This window comes from Sulfurospirillum halorespirans DSM 13726 (genome assembly GCF_001723605.1).
Lineage (GTDB): Bacteria > Campylobacterota > Campylobacteria > Campylobacterales > Sulfurospirillaceae > Sulfurospirillum > Sulfurospirillum halorespirans.
In genome coordinates this window covers 823940-845636 of the sequence record NZ_CP017111.1, presented here as the reverse complement: position 1 = coordinate 845636, position 21697 = coordinate 823940, and the positions used below count along the sequence as shown (strand labels likewise).

Here is a 21697-nt window from a genome sequence, read left to right as displayed (position 1 = left end):
ACATGTAAGTTTACATGTAAAGCTTTTGCCCAAGCCAAACAGGGAGATTTTAGGCAGATGTTTCAGCGGCCTGCGCTTCAAGGGTGGAAATTTGCGCTTGATACGATGCGACCATGGCTTGTTTCGCCTGGACATCTTGAGTACTCTTTTCGTCACCACTTGATTTTTGTTGTGCCGCTGCGATCTCTTTTTCGAGTGCAGCAATTTTTTTCTCTAACGCTTCGATTTGTGCATCAATGCTGTCACTGCTGCTTGTTGACGCACTACTGGTTCCAGAAGTGGCACTTGCGCCCCCGCTTTGGGTGCTACTACTTTCACTTTCACTCGTTGTTGAACTTTCAGTTGAACTCTCTTCGCTGGTGCTCGTTGAGCTGCTACTGCTAGTTGCGGCTAACGCTTTTGCTTCATCGGAAATTTCAACGGTGTCTACAGGTAGACTGCTCGAACTGGTTGTACTCTCCTCTTCTTCTTCATTCGTTGAAGTTAAGAGTGCTGAACTACTACTGGCGGTATTTTGATCGACCAGAACTTGGGATGAATACGATGTGTTAATGGTGCTCATGACCATCTCCTTATGTTTTCATTTGCCCCCGTTAACCATATCGGGCATTCTTCAAAAAAATGAAGGGAAAACAGTTCATAAGAGACCTTACATGTAAAGAAATTTCACGTTACATGTAAGGATTTTTAACCCAATTTACTCATGATGTTTAAGATGTCACCGGTCTTCTCTTCGATCTCTTCGACATCTTTGGTGAGGCTGTTCATCTCTTTGGCGTTGTGACTCATTTTAGCCGAGCTATCGACGATGCCACCCACGATAACCCCAATAGTTGCTTGGATTTGCGTCAAAGAGTGGCTGGTTTTATCGGCAAGTTCACGAATATTATCGGCAACAACGGCAAACCCACGCCCGTGATCACCTGCGCGCGCCGCTTCGATGGCAGCATTGAGGGCTAACAAATTGGTCTGATCGGCAATATCGCCAATCATATTTAAAATATCATTCGCCTCTTTCGCGTTGTGGGTTAGCGTGCTTAATGTATCGGCAAGATGTTGCTGAATCGAGCCCATCTCTTGCATCGACATGGTCGTTTTTTTCACAATGCGATTAAGATCGCTCAAAGGCTCATTTTTAATGGTCGCAACAGAATCTGCGAGATGCTTAGCATTCTCATGGATTTTTGCACTCTGTTCAGCATTTTCACTGATCATCGAAGAGAGCGCACTTCCTAGCGCATTCACCCCTTCGACCAACTCTTGAAGCTCACCATGGGTTTGAATCGAAATCGGCTGGCTAAAATCCCCTTTTTGGAAATTTTTCAAAGAGACCAGTGTTGCATCCATCACTTCATTGACTTTTGCAATCATCCCATCGATCTCGTATGAGAGGCGATTGGTCAAAAAGTTTGATGAAACATACGAGGTTTTGTTCTCCATGTAGCCTTTGGACATTTTAGAGCAGATGATGAGTACCTCGCCCACGACACGCACATCATCCAAACGAAGCTTTTCAAAATCTTTAAACGTCTTATCGATCACGCGAATGGTTGAGCCTATCTCATCCATCGACGCATCTTCCAACTGAAAATCGATCACGTTCTTTTTATTGGTCACATAAAGCCCAAAATCCTCCACATACCGCTTCAAATCCGCCATACGACGACCAATGAGTTTTTGACTCAAATAGCGTGAAAAAAGTGAAAAAAAGATGACGACCACCAAAAGAATCAGGCTGTTGCGCACCACCATCTCCAAAAGTGCCTCATCCAGTTTTTGCTTCTCTTTCTCAACCAAAGCATCAATATCATCAGCGTACACACCCGTTCCAATGATCCAACCCCATGGCTTAAAGGCTTCGACAAAGGAGATTTTTGCTTGAGGCGTGTTAAAACCTGGTTTTTCCCACTGGTAATTCACCACACCTTTTCCCTGTTTGGAAGCCACGTCCACCATTTCGTTAAATAAAAATTTACCCGCAGGATCTTTTGATCGGCTCAAATCCGAACCATCTAAAGCTGGTTTAATCGGGTGCATGACCATCTTAGGAGCAAAATCGTTAATCCAAAAGTAGCCATCTTCGCCAAAGCGAAGCTGTTTGACCGCCATTTTGGCTTTTTCTTGATACGCTTTGAGCACATCAGGTGCTTCTTTTTCAGGCTCTTTTTGCAGTGCCTCGTAAAATGAATTGACCACATGATGCGCAATTTTGACCTTATCAGAGAGCGCTTCTACTTTTTCACGTGCCATGATCGCTCGAATCCCATCCAAGCGTTCATCCGCCTCTTTTTGCATCAAAACGACCACGACCACTGTCGAGATCACCGCGGTGAGTACCAATGAGATCATCAGCAACAAGGTTACTTTAAATTGAATGCTTAACTGTCTCATTTTTGCCTCTCACTTGCACGCATAGTGGCGTACAGTTGGGTGTATTTTTCGACCTCATCTTTGCTTGCCATTTTTCGCACAGAGAGATAATGGTCTTTGCCAAAAGGAAAGATGGTGGCGTAAACCCAGTAAAATTTACCGCTTTTGGTACGGTTTTTAACAAATCCTTGCCAAACATTGCCTTTTTTAAGGCTCTCCCAAAGCTCTTTAAATGTCGCTTTGGGCATATCGGGATGGCGAATCATATTGTGGGGTTTTCCAATGAGCTCTTCCAAGCTATACTCAGAAAATTTGACAAAGGTTTCATCCGCATAAACAATAGTTCCCTTTGCATCTGTTTCGGAGACCAACAAAGAGGTTTCATCTAACAAAATCTCATCACCTACGGTTTGCATCTGTCTATTCCTTAAACGCGTCTTTGATTTGAGTATAAGGTGTGTTTGTTTTAAAGATGATTAAACGCCTACTCCACCCATTGTTATTTACCTACTATTAATCCCAATATGTTACAATTTAATTAAATTATAATCATATTTAAGGAATGCTGATGTTTTTACTCAATAAGAAGATCTTTCTTTTGGTCACGTGCCTTGCTCTTGGCACTCAAAGTTATGCGGAAGAGGCAAAAAAACAGCCTTCCCCTGCAACCACCAACGCCCCAGCCCCTGCTGTGGATGTCTACAAAATCGCTGCCGCAAAAGAAGAGGCTTTAAGCCTGCAATACCCTGGTAAAACAATCAGTTCGCAAAGCGTCACGATTAAAGCACGTGCCAATGGTATTTTGATGAAGAAATTCTTCAATGAAGGTGATTTTGTCAAAGAGGGCGATGTGCTTTATAAAATCGAGCCAGATAGCTATGAAGCAGCGCTCAATCTTGCCAAAGCCAACGTGAATTCTCTGGATGTTCAACTGCAAAAAGCGTCCAAAGATTGGGATCGTATTCGTACCCTTTTTGAATCAGGCGCTTCGAGTGAGCAAGAAAAAGACAGTGCGTATTGGACCTATGAAGGGGCCAAAGCGAGTCTTGCGAGTGCTAAAGCATCTTTGCAAACGGCAAGCATTAATTTAGATCGTACCACGATTAAAGCCACAATGAGCGGTATGACAGGACTGAAGCAAGTCGATGTAGGAGCCCTTGTTACCGATGGTACGGCATTAGTCGACATCACGCAAATCACTCCTTTACATGTAGAGTTTTCGATTCCTGATATTGATGTGATGAAGCAAAAATACAACATCAAAAATGGCAAATGGTCAAACCCAACAGAGGGTAAACTCAAAGCTTCTTTACAGATTGGCGATGCGAAATTTAAAGAGATGGGTATGGTTGACTTTTTAGACAGCTCACTCAATGCCAAAACAGGCTCACTCAAAGCGCGTGCGACCTTTAAAAACGAAGGCAAAGAGCTACTTCCCAACCAATTTGTTAAGGTCAATTTGGTGGGTTTAACCCGTAACAACGTCATAAAAGTACCACAAAAAGCGGTACTTCAAAACCCTCTTGGCACCGTTGTCTTTGTCGTTGAAGAGGGCAAAGCGGTCGTTAAACCTGTGAAAATGGGCGAAGCGAGTGAGAATGACTATGTGATTGAAAGTGGTCTTAAAGCTGGCGATGTGGTCATCGTCAACAACTTCTTTAGAATCAAAGCAGGAGCACCTGTGAAGGTGGATAAAGTGATCAACGAAGAGGCAAAATAATGTTTTCGAAGTTTTTTATCAACCGCCCTATTTTTGCAACCGTTGTTTCGATTGTGATTATTTTGGCAGGTATCATTGCGATCAAATCGCTGCCTATTCAAGAGTATCCTAGCATCGCACCTCCGCAGATCATCGTCTCTGCAACGTATCCTGGTGCGGATGCGCAAACCATTGCAACGACGGTGGCTGCACCTTTGGAAGAGGATCAATGGTGTGACCAATATGCTCTACATGACCACCACCGCCTCTCCCAGTGGCAATGTAAGCATCAACGTCTATTTTCAAATTGGATCGGATGTCGCACAAGCCAAAGTCGATGTGAATAACCGTGTGCAAATCGCCACCAACAAACTACCCGAAGCGGTGCGCAAGCAAGGTGTTTCCACCAGAGAGCGCTCTCCTGACATCCTCAAAGTTTTAACACTTACCTCCAAAGACAATTCGCACGATACAACGTTCATTTCTAATTACGCGCTTGTCAACATCGTGGATGATCTGAAGCGCATCCCTGGCATCGGTGATGTGACCATTTTTGGAAATAAAAACTACGCCATTCGCGTCTGGATCAAGCCTGATAAATTATCAACCTATGATCTCACCACCGCGGAAGTGATCAATGCGATCAAAAGCCAAAATGAGCAGTACGCCGCAGGTCAAATCGGACAAGAGCCGATGGCAAAACAGCCCACTTATACCTACACGGTGAAAACCGATGGCAGACTTAAAAACGCCAGTGAATTTGAGAAAATCATCATCAAATCCAACAGCGATGGCTCATCCTTAAGACTAGGAGATGTTGCCAACGTCGAACTGGGCGTCGAGTCGTACTATTTTAGCGGTATTTTTAACAACAAACCGATGATTCCTATTGGTATTTTCTTAGCCTCAGGCGCCAATGCACTGGAAGTTTCCAACCTTTTGGAGCAAAAATTGGCGGAGATTTCACCCAACTTCCCAAGCGATCTTGAAATTGACACGGCGTATGATCCGACCATTTTCGTACGCGAATCGATCCACGAAGTGATCTTTACGTTGATTCTTTCTATTGCGCTTGTTGTAGGTATCATCTACCTCTTTTTGGGCAATTTGCGCGCAACGTTTATTCCCGTTCTTGCTATTCCTGTCTCCATCATTGGAACCTTTGCAGGCTTTTATATCGCAGGTTTTTCGATCAACCTACTGACCCTCTTTGGTTTGACCCTAGCCATTGGTCTGGTTGTTGATGATGCGATTGTCGTCATTGAGAACGTTGAGCGTATTTTAAGAGAAGAAGAAGAGCTCAGTGTCAAAGATGCGACGATTAAGGCGATGAAAGAGATCACCAGTCCTGTTATCGCCATCGTGATGGTTTTATGTGCGGTCTTTGTACCGGCTGCGTTTATGGGTGGTTTTAGCGGTACGATGTACAAACAGTTTGCGATGACCGTCATCATCTCCGTTACTATCTCGGGTATCGTGGCATTGACCTTAACGCCTGCATTGTGTGCCCTTCTTTTGCGTAAACATGAGAGTGCACCGTTTTGGTTTATTCAAAAATTTAATGACTTTTTTGAAGTGGGAACGCAACTTTTCTCAACGGGAGTGCGCAAAACAATTCGCTTTGGTGTCATGAACATTGCGATTTTTGGTATCCTCATTGCTGCGATTTTCCTTATCACCGCACGTATCCCTACAGGTTTGGTTCCAAACGAAGACAAAGGTATGATCCTTATCATCAACAACCTTATGCCCGGTGCTTCACTGGATCGAACGCAAAAGGTCAGCCAACAAGTCAGTGACTTTGCCTTTACCAACCCAGATGTCATTCGTGTGGGAGCGATGTCGGGGCTTGATTTTATTATCAACGCGTATAAAACCGATTCGGGTATTAGCTTTATTCGTCTTCGTCCTTGGGATGAAAGACCCAACGCGGATCAAACTTCGCAAGCGATTGCGGGTAAAATGATGGGTGGTCTGTCTCAAAATAAAGAGGCATTTTTGATCGCCGTAACGCCACCACCGATTATGGGTATGAGTACCACGGGTGGCTTTGAGATGTTTGTGCAAGATCGAACGGGCGGGAACATTCAAGTGCTCGATGGCTATGTGAAAGAGATCTTGGCCAAAGCGGCGGAACGAAAAGAGCTCTCTGCGATGCGTTCGACCATCAACACCAATGTGCCGCAATTTCTCATCAACGTTGACACCGAAAAAGCGAAATCGCTGGGTGTCGATACTGCGGACATCTTTACCACCATTCAAGCGACTTTTGGCAATACTTACACCAACGACTTTAACCTCTTTGGGCGAACGTACCACGTCAATGTTCAGAGTGACAGCACCTTTAGAGAAGGGACGGAAAATTACAACGATGTTTTTGTCAAATCCAGCGAAGGAAGGCTCATCCCGATCAGCTCCCTTGCGAGCATTAAACGCATCGTAGGCCCTTCGATTGTTCAAAAGTTCAACATGTTCCAAGCGGCGCAAATTTCAGGTCAGCCAAGTCCAGGCTACAGCTCAGGTGACGCACTTCGCGTCATCGAAGAGGTCGCAAAAAGTGTGCTTCCAAACGGCTACACCATCGCTTGGTCAGGTACTTCGTACCAAGAAAAATTGCTTGAAAAAAGTGGCAATACCGCTTTTATCTATGCCATCATCTTTGTTTTCTTGATCTTGGCGGCACTGTATGAGAGCTGGACGATTCCGTTTGCGATCGTTTTAGCCGTTCCATTTGCACTTTTGGGCGCGGCACTCGCGGTCTATTTTAGAGATTTGCAAAACGACATCTACTTCCAAGTGGGTCTGGTGACGCTCGTGGGGCTTTCGTCTAAAAACGCAATTTTGATGGTGGAATTTGCGATGCAAAAGCTCACTGAAGGTTACAGTTTGATCGACGCTACGATTGAGGGGGCGCGCATTCGTTTCCGACCAATCGTTATGACCTCGTTTGCCTTTATCGCAGGAACGTTGCCACTGGCTCTAAGTACGGGAGCGGGTGCGAATAGCCGTCATATCATCGGAACAACGGTTGTGGGTGGTATGATTACACTCACCTTGATCGGTACGTTTTTTGTACCGCTCTTTTTCTATCTGATTATGAAAACGAAAGAAAAGTTTACCAAAAAAGGAGTCGTTCATGACTCGTAGCATTACCCTTTTATCCTTTGTTACCATCCTTTTTTTGGGTGGATGTTCGCTCAAACCTGAGCTTAATGTTCCTCAAATGGAGCAACCCAAAAGCGCCCAAGAAGCGTTACATGTAAACAAAGAGTGGTGGAAGCAGTTTAACGACGCCAAGCTCAATGCCCTCGTGGATGAAGCACTTCTTGGCAGTGACGATCTCAAGCTTTCAGCGCTCAAAGTGCTTAAAGCACGCCAAACGTATGGACTGAACACGGCTAACGAGCTCCCAACGCTCAATGCTAACGCCAGTAACACGCGTCAAAAAACCAGCGATGAAGCCTACTCAACGAAAAACAAGGGAGCGGAGTATTCCGATTTTGCTATGAGTGGTACGCTCTCCTATGAGATCGACTTTTGGGGACGACTTTCTAATCAGAGTGAATCCAGCTGGTCGCTGTACTTAGCCACACAGGCCGCACGTGAAACGGTTCGCAATACCCTCATTCACGATGTGATCAGCGCTTACTTTAACCTAGCCTCCCTGCAAGCGCGCATGCGTGTGCTCGAGCAAACCGCTCAAGCCTATAAAGAGAGTTATGAATTTCGCTCCAAACAGCAAAAAGCAGGCACGATCAGCGATCTCTTAGCCAACCAAGCCCTCGCGCAGTACAACAATGCCAAAGCCTCTCAAAACAGCTTGATGGAGAGTTTTGCGCTTCAAAAAAGTGCCTTAGCCATTTTGGTCGGTAAAAGTCCGCAAGCACTTTTTGAAGAGTTAAAAACAGATGCGACCCTGCCAAGCGCACTTGCGATTCCCCAAGGCGTGCCTTCCAGTTTGATGGAAAATCGCCCCGATATTAAAGAGTCTTTAGAGAATCTCAAAAGCAAAAATGCACTCATTGGGGTTGAAAAAGCCGCTTATTTCCCGACAATTAGTCTGACAGGCAGTTACGGTCAACAAAGCGATGACCTGGGCAATATCCTCAAATCCAGTGCGAATCGTTGGAGTTTGGGACCCAGCCTCAGTGTGCCCATTTTTGATTTTGGGCGCATCAAACAGCGTGTTTCCATCTCCGAAACCGATTTGCAATCGTCTTTAGTAAGCTATGAGCAAACCGTGAAGAAAGCGTACAAAGAGGTGCATGACGCCCTTGCAAAAGAGAATCTAGCCCAAAGCCGCCTTGTCTTTCAACAAGAAGAACTCAAAGCCTACCAAAAAGTGTTAGACCTCTCGACCAAACGTTTCAATCAAGGCGTTGCGAACCAGCTTGAAGTCCTAGACGCACAAAAAGGGGTGCTCAGTAGTTCTTTGAGTGTCATCGCCACCAAGCAAGCCCTTTTGACCGACCAAGCCGAACTCTTTAAAGCCCTCGGTGGCGGTTGGAATGAAGCTGAACTTTTACATGTAAACTAAAGGAGTGAAAATGAGCCTACTGTTAAGCCCTTACGAAGAGAACGGACTGTCCCTTAAAAACCGCGTGGTGATGCCACCGATGTGCATGTATAAAGCCGAGAGTGATGGCGAAGTGACTCCCTTTCACCTTGTGCATTACACGACGCGTGCAATCGGAGGTGTGGGGTTGATCATCGTTGAAGCCACGGCGGTTGAAGCGCGTGGTCGCATCAGCGAAACCGATCTGGGTCTTTGGGATGACGCGCAAGTGCCAGGGCATCAACAGTTGGTTCAGTTGTGCCATGAATACGGTGCCAAAATGGGCATACAACTCGCGCATGCAGGACGCAAAAGTATCTGCGCTTCTTCCTCGCCTGTCGCACCTAGTGCGATTGCATTTAGTGCAACAAACGGGTACAAACTCCCGCATGAGCTCAGCCTTGAAGAGTTAGAAACTGTCAAAAAACACTTTGTGCAAGCCGCCCTTCGCGCGACGTATGCAGGGTATGAGTTCCTTGAATTGCACGCCGCACACGGTTATCTGTTGTGCGAATTTTTATCGCCTCTTTCGAACCAACGCACCGATAAGTACGGTGGCAGTTTGGAAAACCGTTGTGCATTTGTCCTCGAAGTGGCGCAAGCGATCTTAGATGCGACCAAAGAGGTGCCTCTGTTTGTGCGCATCAGTGCCGATGAATGGATGGAAAAGGGTTGGAATGTTGAAGAGAGTATTTACCTCTCCAAACAGCTTCAAAGCATTGGTGTTGCGATGATTCACGTCTCAGCAGGTGGTAACAATGAAGCGCAAAAGATGCCTCCCCTTGTTCCCCTTTACCAAGCCGCTTACGCCAAAGTGATTCGTGAAAGTGTTGAGATTCCAACGATTGCCGTCGGACTCATTACCACTGCCGAAGAAGGCGAAAAGCTTTTAAACGGCGGTTTTTGCGATTTGGTTGCTTACGGAAGAGAGCTGTTGCGCAACCCCAATTTTGTCTTTTTCACAGCCAAAGATGAGGGGAAAAAAGCATTGATCGAGCCTTCGTATTTGAGAGCCTTTTAACTTTACATGTAAGGAGTTTTAAATGGTTCAGAAACTCTTTTTTGCGCTTTTAACGCTTGTACTCTTTCAAAGTTTGCACGCAGGCATTTTGCGCGATCGTTTGAGTCTTGGAGGCGAAGAGGATGAAGAGAAAGAAGCACGGTTTTCCAAAGAGATTCGTCTCATCGCCAATGTCAGCTATGGAGCAGATGCCAAAGAGCGTTTGGACGTTTACACCCCTTTACATGTAAACACCTCCTCCCTCTCACCCGTCATCTTTATGGTACACGGCGGGGCATGGCGCATTGGCGATAAAACGTCTCAAAGCGTGGTGGAAAACAAGGTCAATTATTGGGTCAAAAAAGGCTACATCGTCATCTCCACCAACTACAAAATGCTCCCCGATGCACCGGTGAGCGAGCAGGTCAAAGAAGTAGCGAAAGCGCTCGGGTTTGCGCAAGAAAAAAGTGCCTCTTGGGGCGGGAACAGAGCTCAATTTATTGTGATGGGACACTCCGCTGGAGCGCATATCATCGTGATGATCGCCTCTTCAAACGCCTTGTACGCTACTAACGCTATCACACCACCCATCGCAGCTATTTCACTCGACAGCGCGGTGATGGACACACCAGCCCTGATGAGTGCCAAGCATATGCGCTTGTACGATCACGCGTTTGGAAGCGATCCTGCGTATTGGCAAAGCCTCTCACCGTTTCATCAACTAAGCTCCGCTCGTATGCCGCTTCTCGCGGTTTGCTCCACCAAACGGGATGACTCTTGCTCCCAAGCCGAGAAATTTCTTCAAAAAGCGGCTTCCCTTGGAACCAAGACGCTGTTGCTTAAAGAGAATATGAGCCACAAAGAGATCAATCAATTATTGGGATATGACGCCACCTACACCAAAGCGGTCGATGATTTTTTAAAGAGTGTGATAGTACAATAACAAAATTATTACTATAAGGGTTAAGCAAGGATGCGAAAAGAGCTCAAGTACGAATTAAAATACGGCAGAATTCACCCTCTCACCGAACTGCCCGATCGTCAGCGCTTTGTCAACACCCTTGCAAACTCAACCGCCAATAAACTCGCCCTCCTCAACGTCAATGGCTTTTGGAATTTCAATCACACCTTTGGCTACGAAGTCGGCGATCAAATCTTAAAAACCATCTCACAAAGACTCAAACGTCGCTTTTCAGGAGCCGTCGTTTTTCACTTGGGTGCCGATCTTTTTGCGATTCTTGCAGGAAAAGAGGTCGCGCTTGAACACTTCTTGCAAAATATCGAATCATGCCTCTGGTATTTTGGTTACTCGCCCATCGAAGTGGCGAATGAGCGCATCTACACACCGCTTCGCATCGGTGTTGCCATCGGCTACGACGACCTTTTTCTCAACGCCGAATTTGCGATCAAACAGGCTAAACGCATTGGCAAAGATTTGATGGTGTACGATGCTGCGATTCCTTCGTTGTGCACGCCCCAATCCACTGCAAGAGCCGATGTTGAGTGGGAGCGGACGATTCGTGAGGGGCTGAAAAAAGGGCGTTTTGATGTCTTTGCGCAAAGTATCGAAGGGGGTAAAATCCCCAAATTTGAGTGCTTGGTGCGTCTGCATCACCCCGATGGGCGCATTATCTCGCCGTACCTTTTTTTAGACCATGCCAAACGTGCCAATCTGTATGGCGCGATCACCAAAATCGTCATTCAAAAATCGTTTGTTTTTTTTGCTGACAAACACGCCGAATTTTCGATCAACCTCGCACTCAGTGATATACTAGATCAAAACCGCATCGACTTTTTGTTTGAAAAAATGTACGAATTTAACGTAGCAGATCGCTTGACCGTTGAAGTCACCGAGGGCGAAGGCATCGAAAATCACCCCGAAGTGATCTCGTTTTTAAGCTCACTCAAAAGCCAAGGTGTGAAAATCGCCATCGATGATTTTGGAACAGGCTACTCGAATTTTGAATACCTCGTCAAACTCCAAGCCGATTTCATCAAGATCGATGGAAGCTTAATTAAAAACATCCACAAAAACGCCATCCACAAAGCCGTCGTCGAAACCATGGTCACCTTCGCACAAAAAATGCGCATGCAAACTGTCGCAGAATTCGTCGCAAACGAAGAGATATACCTTACATGTAAAGAGCTTGGGATTGACTATTTTCAGGGGTACCATTTCAGTGAACCTAAGCCGTTTGCGAGTTTAGTGCTTCGGTAACCTGTTTACATGTAAAGAAAGTGGGGAATCATTTAAAGTAGTCTATTTTCCTGTTTCTATCGCGCAAATGTGAACCGATAAGCTATTGCATTTTTGCTATACTTCCTTAAGAAAAAATGAACATGAATGATATAAGGAGGGAAATAGTGAAAAAAGATGCGATTTTGGTGTACTTGAAAAATCACAAAGATGAATTTGCTCAAAAATACCATATTTCAAACATTGCCCTCTTTGGTTCATTTGCACGAGATGAAAACCGTGATGACAGCGACATCGACATAGCCATAGACACGAGCCTGAGTGATTATTTTTTGCTTTATGATTTCAAAGAGCGTTTAGAAAAAGCATTTGATACAAAAGTAGATGTCGTAAGACTGCGAGAAAAGATGAATCCTGCTTTAAAAAAGAGGATTTTAAGGGATGGCATCTATGTATGATAAAGAGCTCGTTCTTGATATTTTAGAACAGATTATCGAAGCTATCGTGATCGTACAAGAGCGATGTGCGTTTGCAACCTGTCAAAATGACTTTATGGACACCAAAGAGGGACAAGAAAAATTAGACAGCATTTGTATGAAGCTCATCGCCATAGGTGAAAGTTTAAAAAACATCGACAAAATCACCGATAAAAAGCTTTTGACCGCTTACCCACAGATTGAGTGGAAAAAGATAAAAGGGATTCGAGATTTTATATCGCATCACTATTTTGATTTGGATGCAGAAATGATATTTGGTATTTGTAAAAACAATATTGCTGATGTGTTGATGGTGCTTAAGCAGATGCAAAATGACTTGGGAAAAAAGCTTTAAAAAAGTCTCTACTCTATTTTTATGACGACCATTTCAGCAAACCCTCCGCGTTTAATAACTTTAAAAACTTTAAAAAACAAAGCTTCAAACATCACGTAAGCTTATGGAACACAACGTGCATAAACAGCTTAAAAAGGCACAATAAGATGGACGAAATTCGCGATCGATATGTCAGTTTTCATAACATCGACTGCTATGAAAATGCGACCCAAGTGTTAGATGCGATGTATGAGCTTTTTGAGCTTTACCCTGAAGCGAAAGATGGTTTGTGGATTCGTTTTGAGACGTTGATACCTAAAGATTACAAGGCTATTTTTGCTAAGCATGATTCTAAGGACATTTTGTACCACATCTGCTCGCATGTTTTTTATCTTTCGGCTCTTTTTGAAACGTATGCGTTTGAAAAAGGAATCGAATTGATGGAAAAAGCTGAAATGGAATGCTGTTAAAAATCCCTTAAAAAACCTCTCACACTTGCTATAATTGCTTTACTATTTTGCAGGAGTGAGCGATGGAGTATTACAGTTGGATTTTAACCTTTCACGTTATGTCGTTTATGTCGTGGATGGCGATGCTTTTTTATCTGCCGCGTCTTTTTGTCTACCATGTTGAACACGCACATAAAAGCGAATTTGTCGAAGTGGTGAAGATTCAAGAGTACAAAATCTATAAGTACATCGGTCTGCCTGCCTTTTGGGCAACACTTTTAAGCGGTGCGGCGATGCTGATCATCAACCCTATTTTATTTGAATCAGGCGAATGGCTTTACGCTAAATTAACGGTAGTTGCGCTTTTAACCGCTTACTCCTTTTCATTGGAATACTACCGTGTGCAGTTGGAAAACGATGAATGCACTCAAAGTGGCAAATTCTTCCGCGCATACAATGAAGTGCCAACCCTGCTCTCTATTTTGATCGTCGCTTACGTTGTGGTCAAAACGTTTTCACTGCTTTTTACTTCCATTACGATCGCTTTTTTTGCCTTTGTCATTTACATGATTTTCCAGCAACCGAAACATAAAGGATGATTTTCCCTTTTATCACTTAAATAGCGTTACATGTAAACAAAATGTAATGTATTGCATTACTATTCAGTAAAATTGGAATGTATTGCATTTTTAGCTTTATACATTTTTGTATCCGCCTCAACTATCAAGGTATCAACCCTGCTCTCTTTGTCGCCCATTGCCATACCGATGGAGACTCCCAAGATTTTGGCATTGCCTTGAAATAAGAAGGGCTCTTTTAAGGCTTCAATACACTTTCGTGCAACTAAATGTGCGGCATTTGTTGCAGAAGCGAGATCGCTATCAAGGTCACTCAGCACCATTACAAATTCATCACCGCCCACACGCGCTAATGTATCACTCTCGCGTATCAATGCTGAAAAACGCTTTGCAACCTCAACCAGTGCTTCATCTCCTGCACTGTGCCCCAAAGAGTCATTGATCGCCTTAAATCCATCCAAATCCATAAAAAATAGCGCCACGTGTGTATTATTTCGTGCACACCGTGCCAAAGCTTGCTCCAACCGATCGACCATCAAAAAACGGTTAGGAAGCTTGGTCAGATAGTCATAGTGTGCGATCTCTTTCAGTTCTTTTTGACTCGCTAAAAGCATCGCCATCAAGCGGTTAAACGCAACCGTCAAATACCCCACTTCATCCATTCTCTTGATCGGCAGTGGTTTGAGAGGAACTTCGCCAAGAGACATTTTGTTTGCCAAAGAAGCCGACGTTCGAAGCGGTCTAAAAAAGAAAAACAAGAAAAGAAACAGTATGGTTGGAGCAATGATGAGACTAATAATGTGAGCTTGAATTAGGGTTGTTTTAATATTACCTTCCATCGCAAAAGCCTCTTTAGTTTGGATGCGAGAAACAACAAACCAGTCGGTGTTGGGAATGGAGGCAATCGCCGATAATTCTTCGATACCATCGGTGTTGATCGTGATATCACTGCCTCTAAAACCCTCCAACGCTTTGTCATGCAAGAGGTTTTTCCCTTTTGGAGGTGTGGGCTTGAGTATCAGCTCTTTGTTCGCCGCAGCAATGAAAATTTGCTGTTTCGCATCAATCAGCAAGAAACCGCCTGTCTTGCCAATGCGCCCATTGAGGACACGATTGAAAAACGTGGCATCGTAATACGTCATCCCTACCACAATGGCACGCACATGCCCCAAAGCATCTTTGATCGGCATCGCCATAGAAAGAACGGGCTCGTTTAAACGCTTACTGACCTTCAGGGTTCCAATCACAAACTCGTGGGTAAACGCACGCTTAAAAAAATCATCACTAGCATACGCTTTTTCACCCTCTAACAGTTCAGAACCCGTCCCTGCGATCAAACTTCCCTCTTCATTGAGCACAAACAAAGCACTGGAGAAGAGCGGATTAAACCCATGCAACTCACCAAGCCATCTTTGAAGTTGACTTGGACTTTCAAGCAATCCTAAAGGCATGCGAGAAGCGATGTGTGAAAGCAACGTTTTGCGAACATCTATATCATGCGTGATCTCTTTAGCCGCCTCGTTGGCAAGCGCTTCTTGATGAATCGAAATAATTTTAAAAAGATTTGAATGGATGGTATTGACGGAGAGGTAATACCGTGTTAATCCCCCAATAAGAATCATAACACATGCAAATAAAATAACCCTCGCAATAATGCTATTTTTAATTTTATCAAAACTATCGTATTTCAGCGTAAACACGGCACCTCTTTTGAACATAATACGTAAGACTTACTCTCACTAAACTATGAGTTTAAGGCTGTTATTCTACTTGTCTGTACCTTAATTCACAAAGAAAATACAAAGCTATAGTTAAACCTATTGGGTTGATATTATAAATAAATTTTCCAAAATGTAATTAAATGGTAATACTCTTTTCTTAGGATTATTAGCAAATTTGGATTTGATCACACAAAGGGGATTTTATGATTCGCTACAGTCGCTATGCTTTGCTCTCTTTGACTTTATCTGCCACCCTGTTACATGCAACTGATTTTACAATTGCAAGCAACACAACGAGTACAAGTGCTATCAGTATTCTAACAGGAACAAGCACTGTTACGCTTCAAGAAGATGCAACACTTTTGGTGAGTTCAGGAAGGGCTATTGATAGTAGCGCTGGAACACCCAATATTACTATTTCGATCGCCGAAGGTGCTGTGATAGAAGCTTCAGGAGGTAGCTCTTCAGAAGCAATCCGTTTTGATCGAGCCGCTACTACGTTTATTCTTAATAACGAAGGTTCCATCATTCAAAGTGGTACGGCACTTGATGGTAGTCGTGCTATTAAAGCCGATAAAAACTTTTCAGTAGGTGGCACTATTAACAATGGCTCTGCCATCGGTTCTTCTGCTTTAATTTCTGCAAGCAATAATGATGCAATCCGCATTGGTAGCAATGTGACATTAAATAACTATGGAACAATTATTTCTACAGGTATCGTAAACACGAAAGATGCAGATGGCTCGCATGATGATATTAGTGCTTACGACGGTGTTGCAGTAGAAGATGATAGAACCAATGCCGTTATTAACAATTGGGGTACGATTAGTGGTCCTCGTCATGGTATTGATTTGGGCGATGGGAGTAGCGCTACGATCACCAACTATGCAACAGGCGTTATTACAGGCAATAATGGCTCAGGTGTTGGCAGTGATAGTACCGCAACCGTCATAAACTATGGAACCATTACAGGAAGTTATGCAGGAGCATGGAACGTTTACACAGGAAATGATCCGACATCCCTTAACGGCGACGGTGACGGTGTTGACATTGATGGTATTGCGACCATTACCAACTATGGAACGATTCAAGGCTTAGGTGCGGGTGGAGTGGATTCATCAGGTTATGCCAACGGTGCTGAAGGAATTGCTGCGGGTGGCGGTACGATTACCAATTATGCTGGTGCAATGATTTACGGACAATCCGTGGGTATTCTGATCGATGATGGCGCCAATGGTACGGTAATGAGTTCAGGCAGAGGAACCTCGACTGCAGTGGGCGGAGCAGCTATAATTACAAATAGCGGTACGATTCAAGGAGCAACCAAAGCGGCGATTGGATTGGTTGGGGATTACGATGATGTGATTGTCAATAACGCTACGGGTGTCATAATCGGCGGAAGCAGTGCCGTTTTGGTCGATGCACTCTCATCCACAACCGCAGGTGCGGCGATTCAAATGGGAGCGGGAGACGATACTTTAACCAATTATGGAGCGATTACAGGGCAAAATGGACTTGCGATTGATCTGGGAAGTGGCGATGATACGCTGTCTCTCTTAGGGGGCACGATTAGCGGAACCATTGTGGGAGGATTGGGTGATGATACGGTTGTTTTAGGCAGCGCCCAAACCTTGAGTGCTCGTACATCGCTCAGTGGATTTGAAAATTTGACAACGCAAAGCGGCGCGATTCTTGAGACACGTTTGAGCGGAACGTCTGCAGAGACGCTCAGTTTTTCAGGGACGGTCACATTAGCCGATGGAACTATCATTAAACCCGTTATTGTAGGCAGTGTCTCAAATGGTTTAAATTCCACCATTCTAACGGCAGGCACGCTGAATGCGAATGTTTCTCAGCTCAGCATTCTCGATACTTCAGCCCTTGTCAATTTTTCACTGAGCCAAACAGGCAATGATCTTATAGTGACATCTACCTACGATACCACAACGCTCAATGCGATGAGTTCCAACAATCAAGCACTTTTTAACGCATTGGGTTCCGATGACTCCTCATCGCTTTTAAACAGCCTCTATGCGCTTTCCTCAAACGAAGAGGTTAAAAATGCGATGAAACAGCTCAGTCCAACGACCAACAATAGCGTTGCACAAACCGTTAATGTCGCGCAAAATACACTCTTTGGAGCCTTTTCACACCGAATGAATAATGTCAGCTCTCCAACACAAAGCGGTCTTTCTGCAGGGGATGAAGCAGAGGGAACCTACTGGATGGAGATCTTGGGCAATACGGCAAAACAAAAGAGTTACAAAGGCTCAGATGGCTACCGAGTAGACGCCGTGGGCGTTGCACTTGGGCATGAGTTGGAGCTAAGCTCCACAGAGATTTTTGGACTCTCTGGCGGATACACAGGTGCCAAAAGTTACGGCAGAGATGAAAGCCAAGGCGACAACACCTCCATTAACTCTTTACATGTAGGCGCTTATTATGGGAAAACAGACCAAGACTATACGTTAAACAGTTCAGTGATTGGAACCTTTAACCACTACAATGGCAAACGTGCCGTCTCATTTTCGGGCTTTGATGAAACCGAAGAGAGCTCATACAACGGTTATGCACTCGGTGCCTTAGTGGAAGCGGGAATCCCTTTAAAAGGTGGTTTCAAACCTTTGATAGGAGCGCAATACAGCTACAACTGGACGCAAAGCTACACTGAAAAAGGAGGCTCGGGAGCGTTACATGTAAACGCCAATGACGCCTCTTCAATTAAGAGTATTGTAGGAGCGGAATATGCGTATCGCGATGGCAATGATGCAACCTATCTTGTGGGACTTCGCTACTTGCATGAATTTGCCGATGAAGCCACCACAACAGCAGGATTTATCAGTGGCGGCTCGACCTTTAGTGTCACCAATGCCGAAGCACCAAGAGACGCGGTGCAATTAGACCTCTCGTATGAATGTATACGCGACAAAGAGAACACCGTTCGCGTCGGCTACACCCTAGAAGCTAAAGAGGATTATCTTGCGCATCAATTGAGTTTAAGAATGACCTTCTAATTTCCACAAGATCCAGAGGCAGACGCATCGTATGGTCTGCCTCCACTTCGATGATACGCGCTTTTTTCGAACTCACATACCCTGAGATAAACTCTCGCGCCAACAAAGGTGGCACAACCTTGTCATTTTGTCCCACGATATGAATCTGCGCAATAGTCGAGAGTTTAGCACGCTCATCGCTAGGATCAAGCGATTGCAAAAGAGGCGAAACACGATGATACGCACTCCACGCACTTACGTCCAAAGGCGAAGCCACACTTATCAGCAAACTGACATCATTGCGCCTTGTCGCTAAGAGTGCTGCCATCGTCCCTCCACCCGAATAGCCCACCAAAATAATCTCGGAGTAACCATAGCGTGCTTTGATGGTGGAGATCGCTTCGTTCATTATCAGAACCCATTTTTGCGCAAACCGTCCATCCGTCCAGTCACTGACACTGCACGCTTGGAGCTCTATTTCATTCAAATATTGGCATGGACGCGCAAGATAGAGCACATTGTCCGCATGAATGGACGTAGCCAATCTCCAGCCCACAGGATCATGCGGAGTTGGGTTAGAAGAAGGAATCGAAGCGCTTTTCCACGCATACCCATCACCTTCGATCACGATCCAAAGAGGCTCTGTGGCATTGAGATGGCGATGTTGCGCTTTTAGGGGAAGCGATGTTGGAAGTGTTTCAGGGGTAAAAAAGGGAGCTTGAAGCGATGCGATCGAAAGCGAAGAGCTTGCGCAACCACACAGCAGAACCATACACAAAAGAGCGAAAAATGTTTTCATATCAATGCAAAGATTGTCCGACCACATAACCCGAAGCCCATGCAAAATGAAGGTTAAACCCTCCACAATCGCCATCAATGTCCAAAACTTCGCCACAGAAATAGAGATTGGCTATCTTTTTTGACATTAGATTTTTAGCGTCTAATTCTCGTACATCCACGCCACCTGCGCACACTTCCGCACTTTCAAATCCCTTGGTCGCCCTTACATGTAAACGCAGTGCTTTCAAAGCAAAGACGATCTTTTTGATCTCTTTCGCTCCCAAAGAAGATGCCTCTTTGATATGCGTTATTTTTGTGTTTTCGATGATAAAATGGGCTAATTTTTTAGGAATCATCCCCTCAAGCCACAACGAGAGCGATTTGTCTTTGGCAACACACAGTCTTTTTTGAAGCAGAGAGGTCAATGCTTCACGCGAAAGCGTGGGAAAAAGATCGAGCACGACATGCACGGATTCATGGTTAACCAACGCATGAGACGCTTTGCGACTTAGATCTAAAATCGCCGAACCTGAGAGCCCGTACGCGGTAAAAAGCAGATCGCCCTGCACGCTTTGGCATTTTTGGTTGTCGATGTAAAGCTCGACATTTGCGTCCATCTTCACACCGCTCACCTCTTTGAGATGCGGCTCATCGCACACAAACTGCACCAAGGAAGGGTACGGCTCAATGACGCTGTGTCCCAAAGTTTTTGCAAAACCATATCCACTGCCAGAACTCCCAAGGGTTGGCATCGCAACGCTTCCTGTGGCAATCACGCAGGCATCAAAAATGTGCGTTTGAGCGTTTACATGTAAAACAAATGTGGCATCTTTTTTCTCGATTTTGGTCACTTCAGATTCCAGCACAATGTTTACATGTAAAGACCTCACTTCATGCAACAGCATGTCGACCACACTGGACGCTTGATGGCTCATCGGGTAGAGACGGCCCTCTTCGCCCTCGCGCATTTCCAGTCCTAACGTGCGAAAAAACGTTTTACATGTAAAGGTGTCAAAACGTCTCAGCGCCTCTTTGGCAAAGCTTGCAGATTCGCCATGATAGCGCTCGATGCTGATTTTTTCATTGGAGATATTGCATTTGCCATTGCCGGTGGCGAGGATTTTGCGCCCAACTTTGCTGTTTTTTTCAAACAGCGTGACGCTATGTCCTTTGCGGGAAGCTTCGATGGCGCAGACAAGCCCAGATGCTCCCGCTCCAATGATGGCAATACGACTCATAAAAGCTTCATACCTTCATCGTTCACTTCAAGTTTTTTCGCCTCAATGAGTTTCGTAAGGGCGCGTTTATACGCCTTACGACTCAACCCAAAACGTTCCGAAATGAGCTCAGGCGTACTCTTGTAATTCATCTCGCACGCACCTCCCGTAAGGCTTAAAATCTCAACGATTTTAGCGACTGCGACCTCGTCGCTTTTATCGCCAATAGGACGCAACACAATGTCCAGTTTGCCGTCTTTGCGAAGGGTTTTGATGTAACCCACTTTTTCATCGCCGACTTCGATGTTTTCAAAAATCTCATTGTGAAAAATTAGCCCATCGTAAAGGTTATTGACGATGACTTTAAAGCCAAGCGGGGTACGCTCGCGCACCAATACTGTGACCTCTTGTTTGAGCTTGAGTGCGCTCAAATCTTTTTTCAAAAAGTCGTTGTACTTTTGAGAGCCAATGATGCGCCCCGTCTCATCGTCCAAACTGACCTGAACAATCACCTTCATTCCCACATAAAACGGAAACTTTTGAAGTGCTTTGGGAACCAACAAATCTTTAGGCAAACCCCAGTCTAAAAAGGCACCAAATGCCGTCACATCAACCACTTCAAAACAGCCAAATTGATCGAGCATTGCTTTGGGAAAGGTGGTACTTGCCACGATGCGATCTTCCGAGTCAAAATAGACAAAAACATCGATCTCATCGCCCTCTTTCATCGCGTAGGTGACGTATTGGTTGGGCATGAGAACTTCGTCTTGATCATCACAGATCAGGTAAACGCCATTGTCGGTGTAACGGTTGATTTTAAGACGATTTTTCTCGCCTACTAGTAAATATTGATTCATTTATCCTCGATTATTTTACAGCGATCGTGCATATCGCTGAGCTCCATATTGAGAGCCTTAGTGGAGATCATCACTTCCCAAAGGGAGATGAAAAGAGAGAAGCACATTGCAATGAGGCTCAGCCCAAAAATCTGTTTGCCGATGCCAAAAAGTCCTAAAAAAAGCTCAAACATCGAAAGCGTGCAGAGCAAGATGGAAAGTACGCCAAAAAATTGCATCCATTTGGTGAGTTCCAAACGGTGTTTAAGGTTGCCGATCTGTTTGTACTCTTCGCAATTTTCGCGCTCACTGGATTGACGGTGGAGCATGCGAATCAGTTGCGCAACCGCTAAAAAACGGTTGGTATATGCCAGTAGCAAAAGTGAAACGGCAGGGAACAAAAGGGCGGGGGTTGAGATTTCAATCTCCATAGTTATCCTTTTACAATAAGTGCTTTTATTGTACCTTAAAACGGCTTTTACCAAACCAAAC

18 protein-coding genes and 1 pseudogene are annotated in these 21697 nt (G+C 44.8%); 11 read left to right on the top strand and 8 right to left on the bottom strand.

Annotated elements, in window-relative coordinates; all coding sequences use genetic code 11:
* Positions 1-49: 49 nt before the first annotated feature.
* The 3 genes from SHALO_RS04190 to SHALO_RS04180 form a co-directional block, all read right to left on the bottom strand.
* Positions 50-562: a FlxA-like family protein gene (locus SHALO_RS04190; protein WP_069477489.1), complete on the bottom strand. Its 513-nt coding sequence runs from the start codon at positions 560-562 to the stop codon at positions 50-52.
* A 125-nt stretch (positions 563-687) separates the two neighbouring features.
* Positions 688-2391 carry a cache domain-containing protein gene (locus SHALO_RS15435; RefSeq protein WP_069477488.1) on the bottom strand — a complete coding sequence of 568 codons (1704 nt, stop codon included), beginning with the start codon at positions 2389-2391 and terminating at the stop codon, positions 688-690.
* On the bottom strand, positions 2388-2786 hold the full coding sequence (locus SHALO_RS04180; RefSeq protein WP_069477487.1) for a PAS domain-containing protein: 399 nt from the start codon (positions 2784-2786) through the stop codon (positions 2388-2390). The genes SHALO_RS15435 and SHALO_RS04180 overlap by 4 nt, the downstream gene beginning before the upstream one ends.
* A gap of 152 nt (positions 2787-2938) precedes the next feature.
* Here SHALO_RS04180 and SHALO_RS04175 point away from each other — a divergent pair, with 152 nt between their 5' ends.
* The 10 genes and pseudogenes from SHALO_RS04175 (at position 2939) to hemJ (ending at position 13679) form a co-directional block, all read left to right on the top strand.
* Complete coding sequence (locus SHALO_RS04175; protein ID WP_069477486.1) at positions 2939-4090, top strand: efflux RND transporter periplasmic adaptor subunit; 1152 nt, start codon at positions 2939-2941, stop codon at positions 4088-4090.
* Positions 4090-7216: pseudogene (locus tag SHALO_RS04170) on the top strand (efflux RND transporter permease subunit). The gene SHALO_RS04175 and the pseudogene SHALO_RS04170 overlap by 1 nt, the downstream one beginning before the upstream one ends.
* On the top strand, positions 7206-8606 hold the full coding sequence (locus tag SHALO_RS04165; RefSeq protein WP_069477485.1) for an efflux transporter outer membrane subunit: 1401 nt from the start codon (positions 7206-7208) through the stop codon (positions 8604-8606). Before SHALO_RS04170 ends, SHALO_RS04165 begins: the two are co-directional and overlap by 11 nt.
* 10 nt (positions 8607-8616) lie before the next feature.
* On the top strand, positions 8617-9645 hold the full coding sequence (locus tag SHALO_RS04160; protein ID WP_069477484.1) for an NADH:flavin oxidoreductase/NADH oxidase: 1029 nt from the start codon (positions 8617-8619) through the stop codon (positions 9643-9645).
* A 22-nt stretch (positions 9646-9667) separates the two neighbouring features.
* Entirely contained in the window at positions 9668-10567 is a 900-nt protein-coding gene (locus SHALO_RS04155; RefSeq protein WP_069477483.1) for an alpha/beta hydrolase, read from the top strand.
* Positions 10568-10597: 30 nt separating this feature from the next.
* Entirely contained in the window at positions 10598-11842 is a 1245-nt protein-coding gene (locus tag SHALO_RS04150; protein ID WP_069477482.1) for an EAL domain-containing protein, read from the top strand.
* Positions 11843-11988: 146 nt separating this feature from the next.
* Positions 11989-12279 (top strand): type VII toxin-antitoxin system MntA family adenylyltransferase antitoxin, encoded by a 291-nt coding sequence (gene mntA, locus SHALO_RS04145; protein ID WP_025343994.1) that lies wholly within the window; start codon positions 11989-11991, stop codon positions 12277-12279.
* Positions 12263-12652 carry a HepT-like ribonuclease domain-containing protein gene (locus SHALO_RS04140; RefSeq protein WP_238585286.1) on the top strand — a complete coding sequence of 130 codons (390 nt, stop codon included), beginning with the start codon at positions 12263-12265 and terminating at the stop codon, positions 12650-12652. The genes mntA and SHALO_RS04140 overlap by 17 nt, the downstream gene beginning before the upstream one ends.
* 146 nt (positions 12653-12798) lie before the next feature.
* Positions 12799-13101: a N(2)-fixation sustaining protein CowN gene (gene cowN, locus SHALO_RS04135; protein WP_025343992.1), complete on the top strand. Its 303-nt coding sequence runs from the start codon at positions 12799-12801 to the stop codon at positions 13099-13101.
* 62 nt (positions 13102-13163) lie between these two features.
* Positions 13164-13679, top strand: a complete 516-nt coding sequence (hemJ, locus tag SHALO_RS04130) for a protoporphyrinogen oxidase HemJ (RefSeq protein WP_069477480.1) — start codon at positions 13164-13166, stop codon at positions 13677-13679.
* A 59-nt stretch (positions 13680-13738) separates the two neighbouring features.
* Here hemJ and SHALO_RS04125 read toward each other — a convergent pair whose 3' ends face one another.
* On the bottom strand, positions 13739-15358 hold the full coding sequence (locus tag SHALO_RS04125; protein ID WP_158513710.1) for a diguanylate cyclase domain-containing protein: 1620 nt from the start codon (positions 15356-15358) through the stop codon (positions 13739-13741).
* Between the two features lie 224 nt (positions 15359-15582).
* Here SHALO_RS04125 and SHALO_RS04120 point away from each other — a divergent pair, with 224 nt between their 5' ends.
* Positions 15583-18393, top strand: coding sequence for an autotransporter outer membrane beta-barrel domain-containing protein (locus SHALO_RS04120; protein ID WP_069477478.1), 2811 nt, complete (start codon positions 15583-15585; stop codon positions 18391-18393).
* Here the strand turns inward: SHALO_RS04120 and SHALO_RS04115 are convergent.
* Genes SHALO_RS04115 through SHALO_RS04100 form a run of 4 tightly spaced genes read right to left on the bottom strand, consistent with a single transcriptional unit; the run spans position 18344 to position 21636 of the window.
* The gene (locus SHALO_RS04115) at positions 18344-19171 is read right to left on the bottom strand and encodes an alpha/beta hydrolase (protein WP_145923223.1); all 828 of its coding nucleotides are present in this window, start codon (positions 19169-19171) and stop codon (positions 18344-18346) included. The genes SHALO_RS04120 and SHALO_RS04115 overlap by 50 nt on opposite strands.
* A gap of 1 nt (position 19172) precedes the next feature.
* Complete coding sequence (locus SHALO_RS04110; RefSeq protein WP_069477476.1) at positions 19173-20390, bottom strand: BaiN/RdsA family NAD(P)/FAD-dependent oxidoreductase; 1218 nt, start codon at positions 20388-20390, stop codon at positions 19173-19175.
* Positions 20387-21226, bottom strand: coding sequence for a CvfB family protein (locus SHALO_RS04105; protein WP_069477475.1), 840 nt, complete (start codon positions 21224-21226; stop codon positions 20387-20389). Before SHALO_RS04105 ends, SHALO_RS04110 begins: the two co-directional genes overlap by 4 nt.
* Positions 21223-21636, bottom strand: coding sequence for a DUF2721 domain-containing protein (locus tag SHALO_RS04100; RefSeq protein WP_069477474.1), 414 nt, complete (start codon positions 21634-21636; stop codon positions 21223-21225). The genes SHALO_RS04105 and SHALO_RS04100 overlap by 4 nt, the downstream gene beginning before the upstream one ends.
* Positions 21637-21697: the final 61 nt, after the last annotated feature.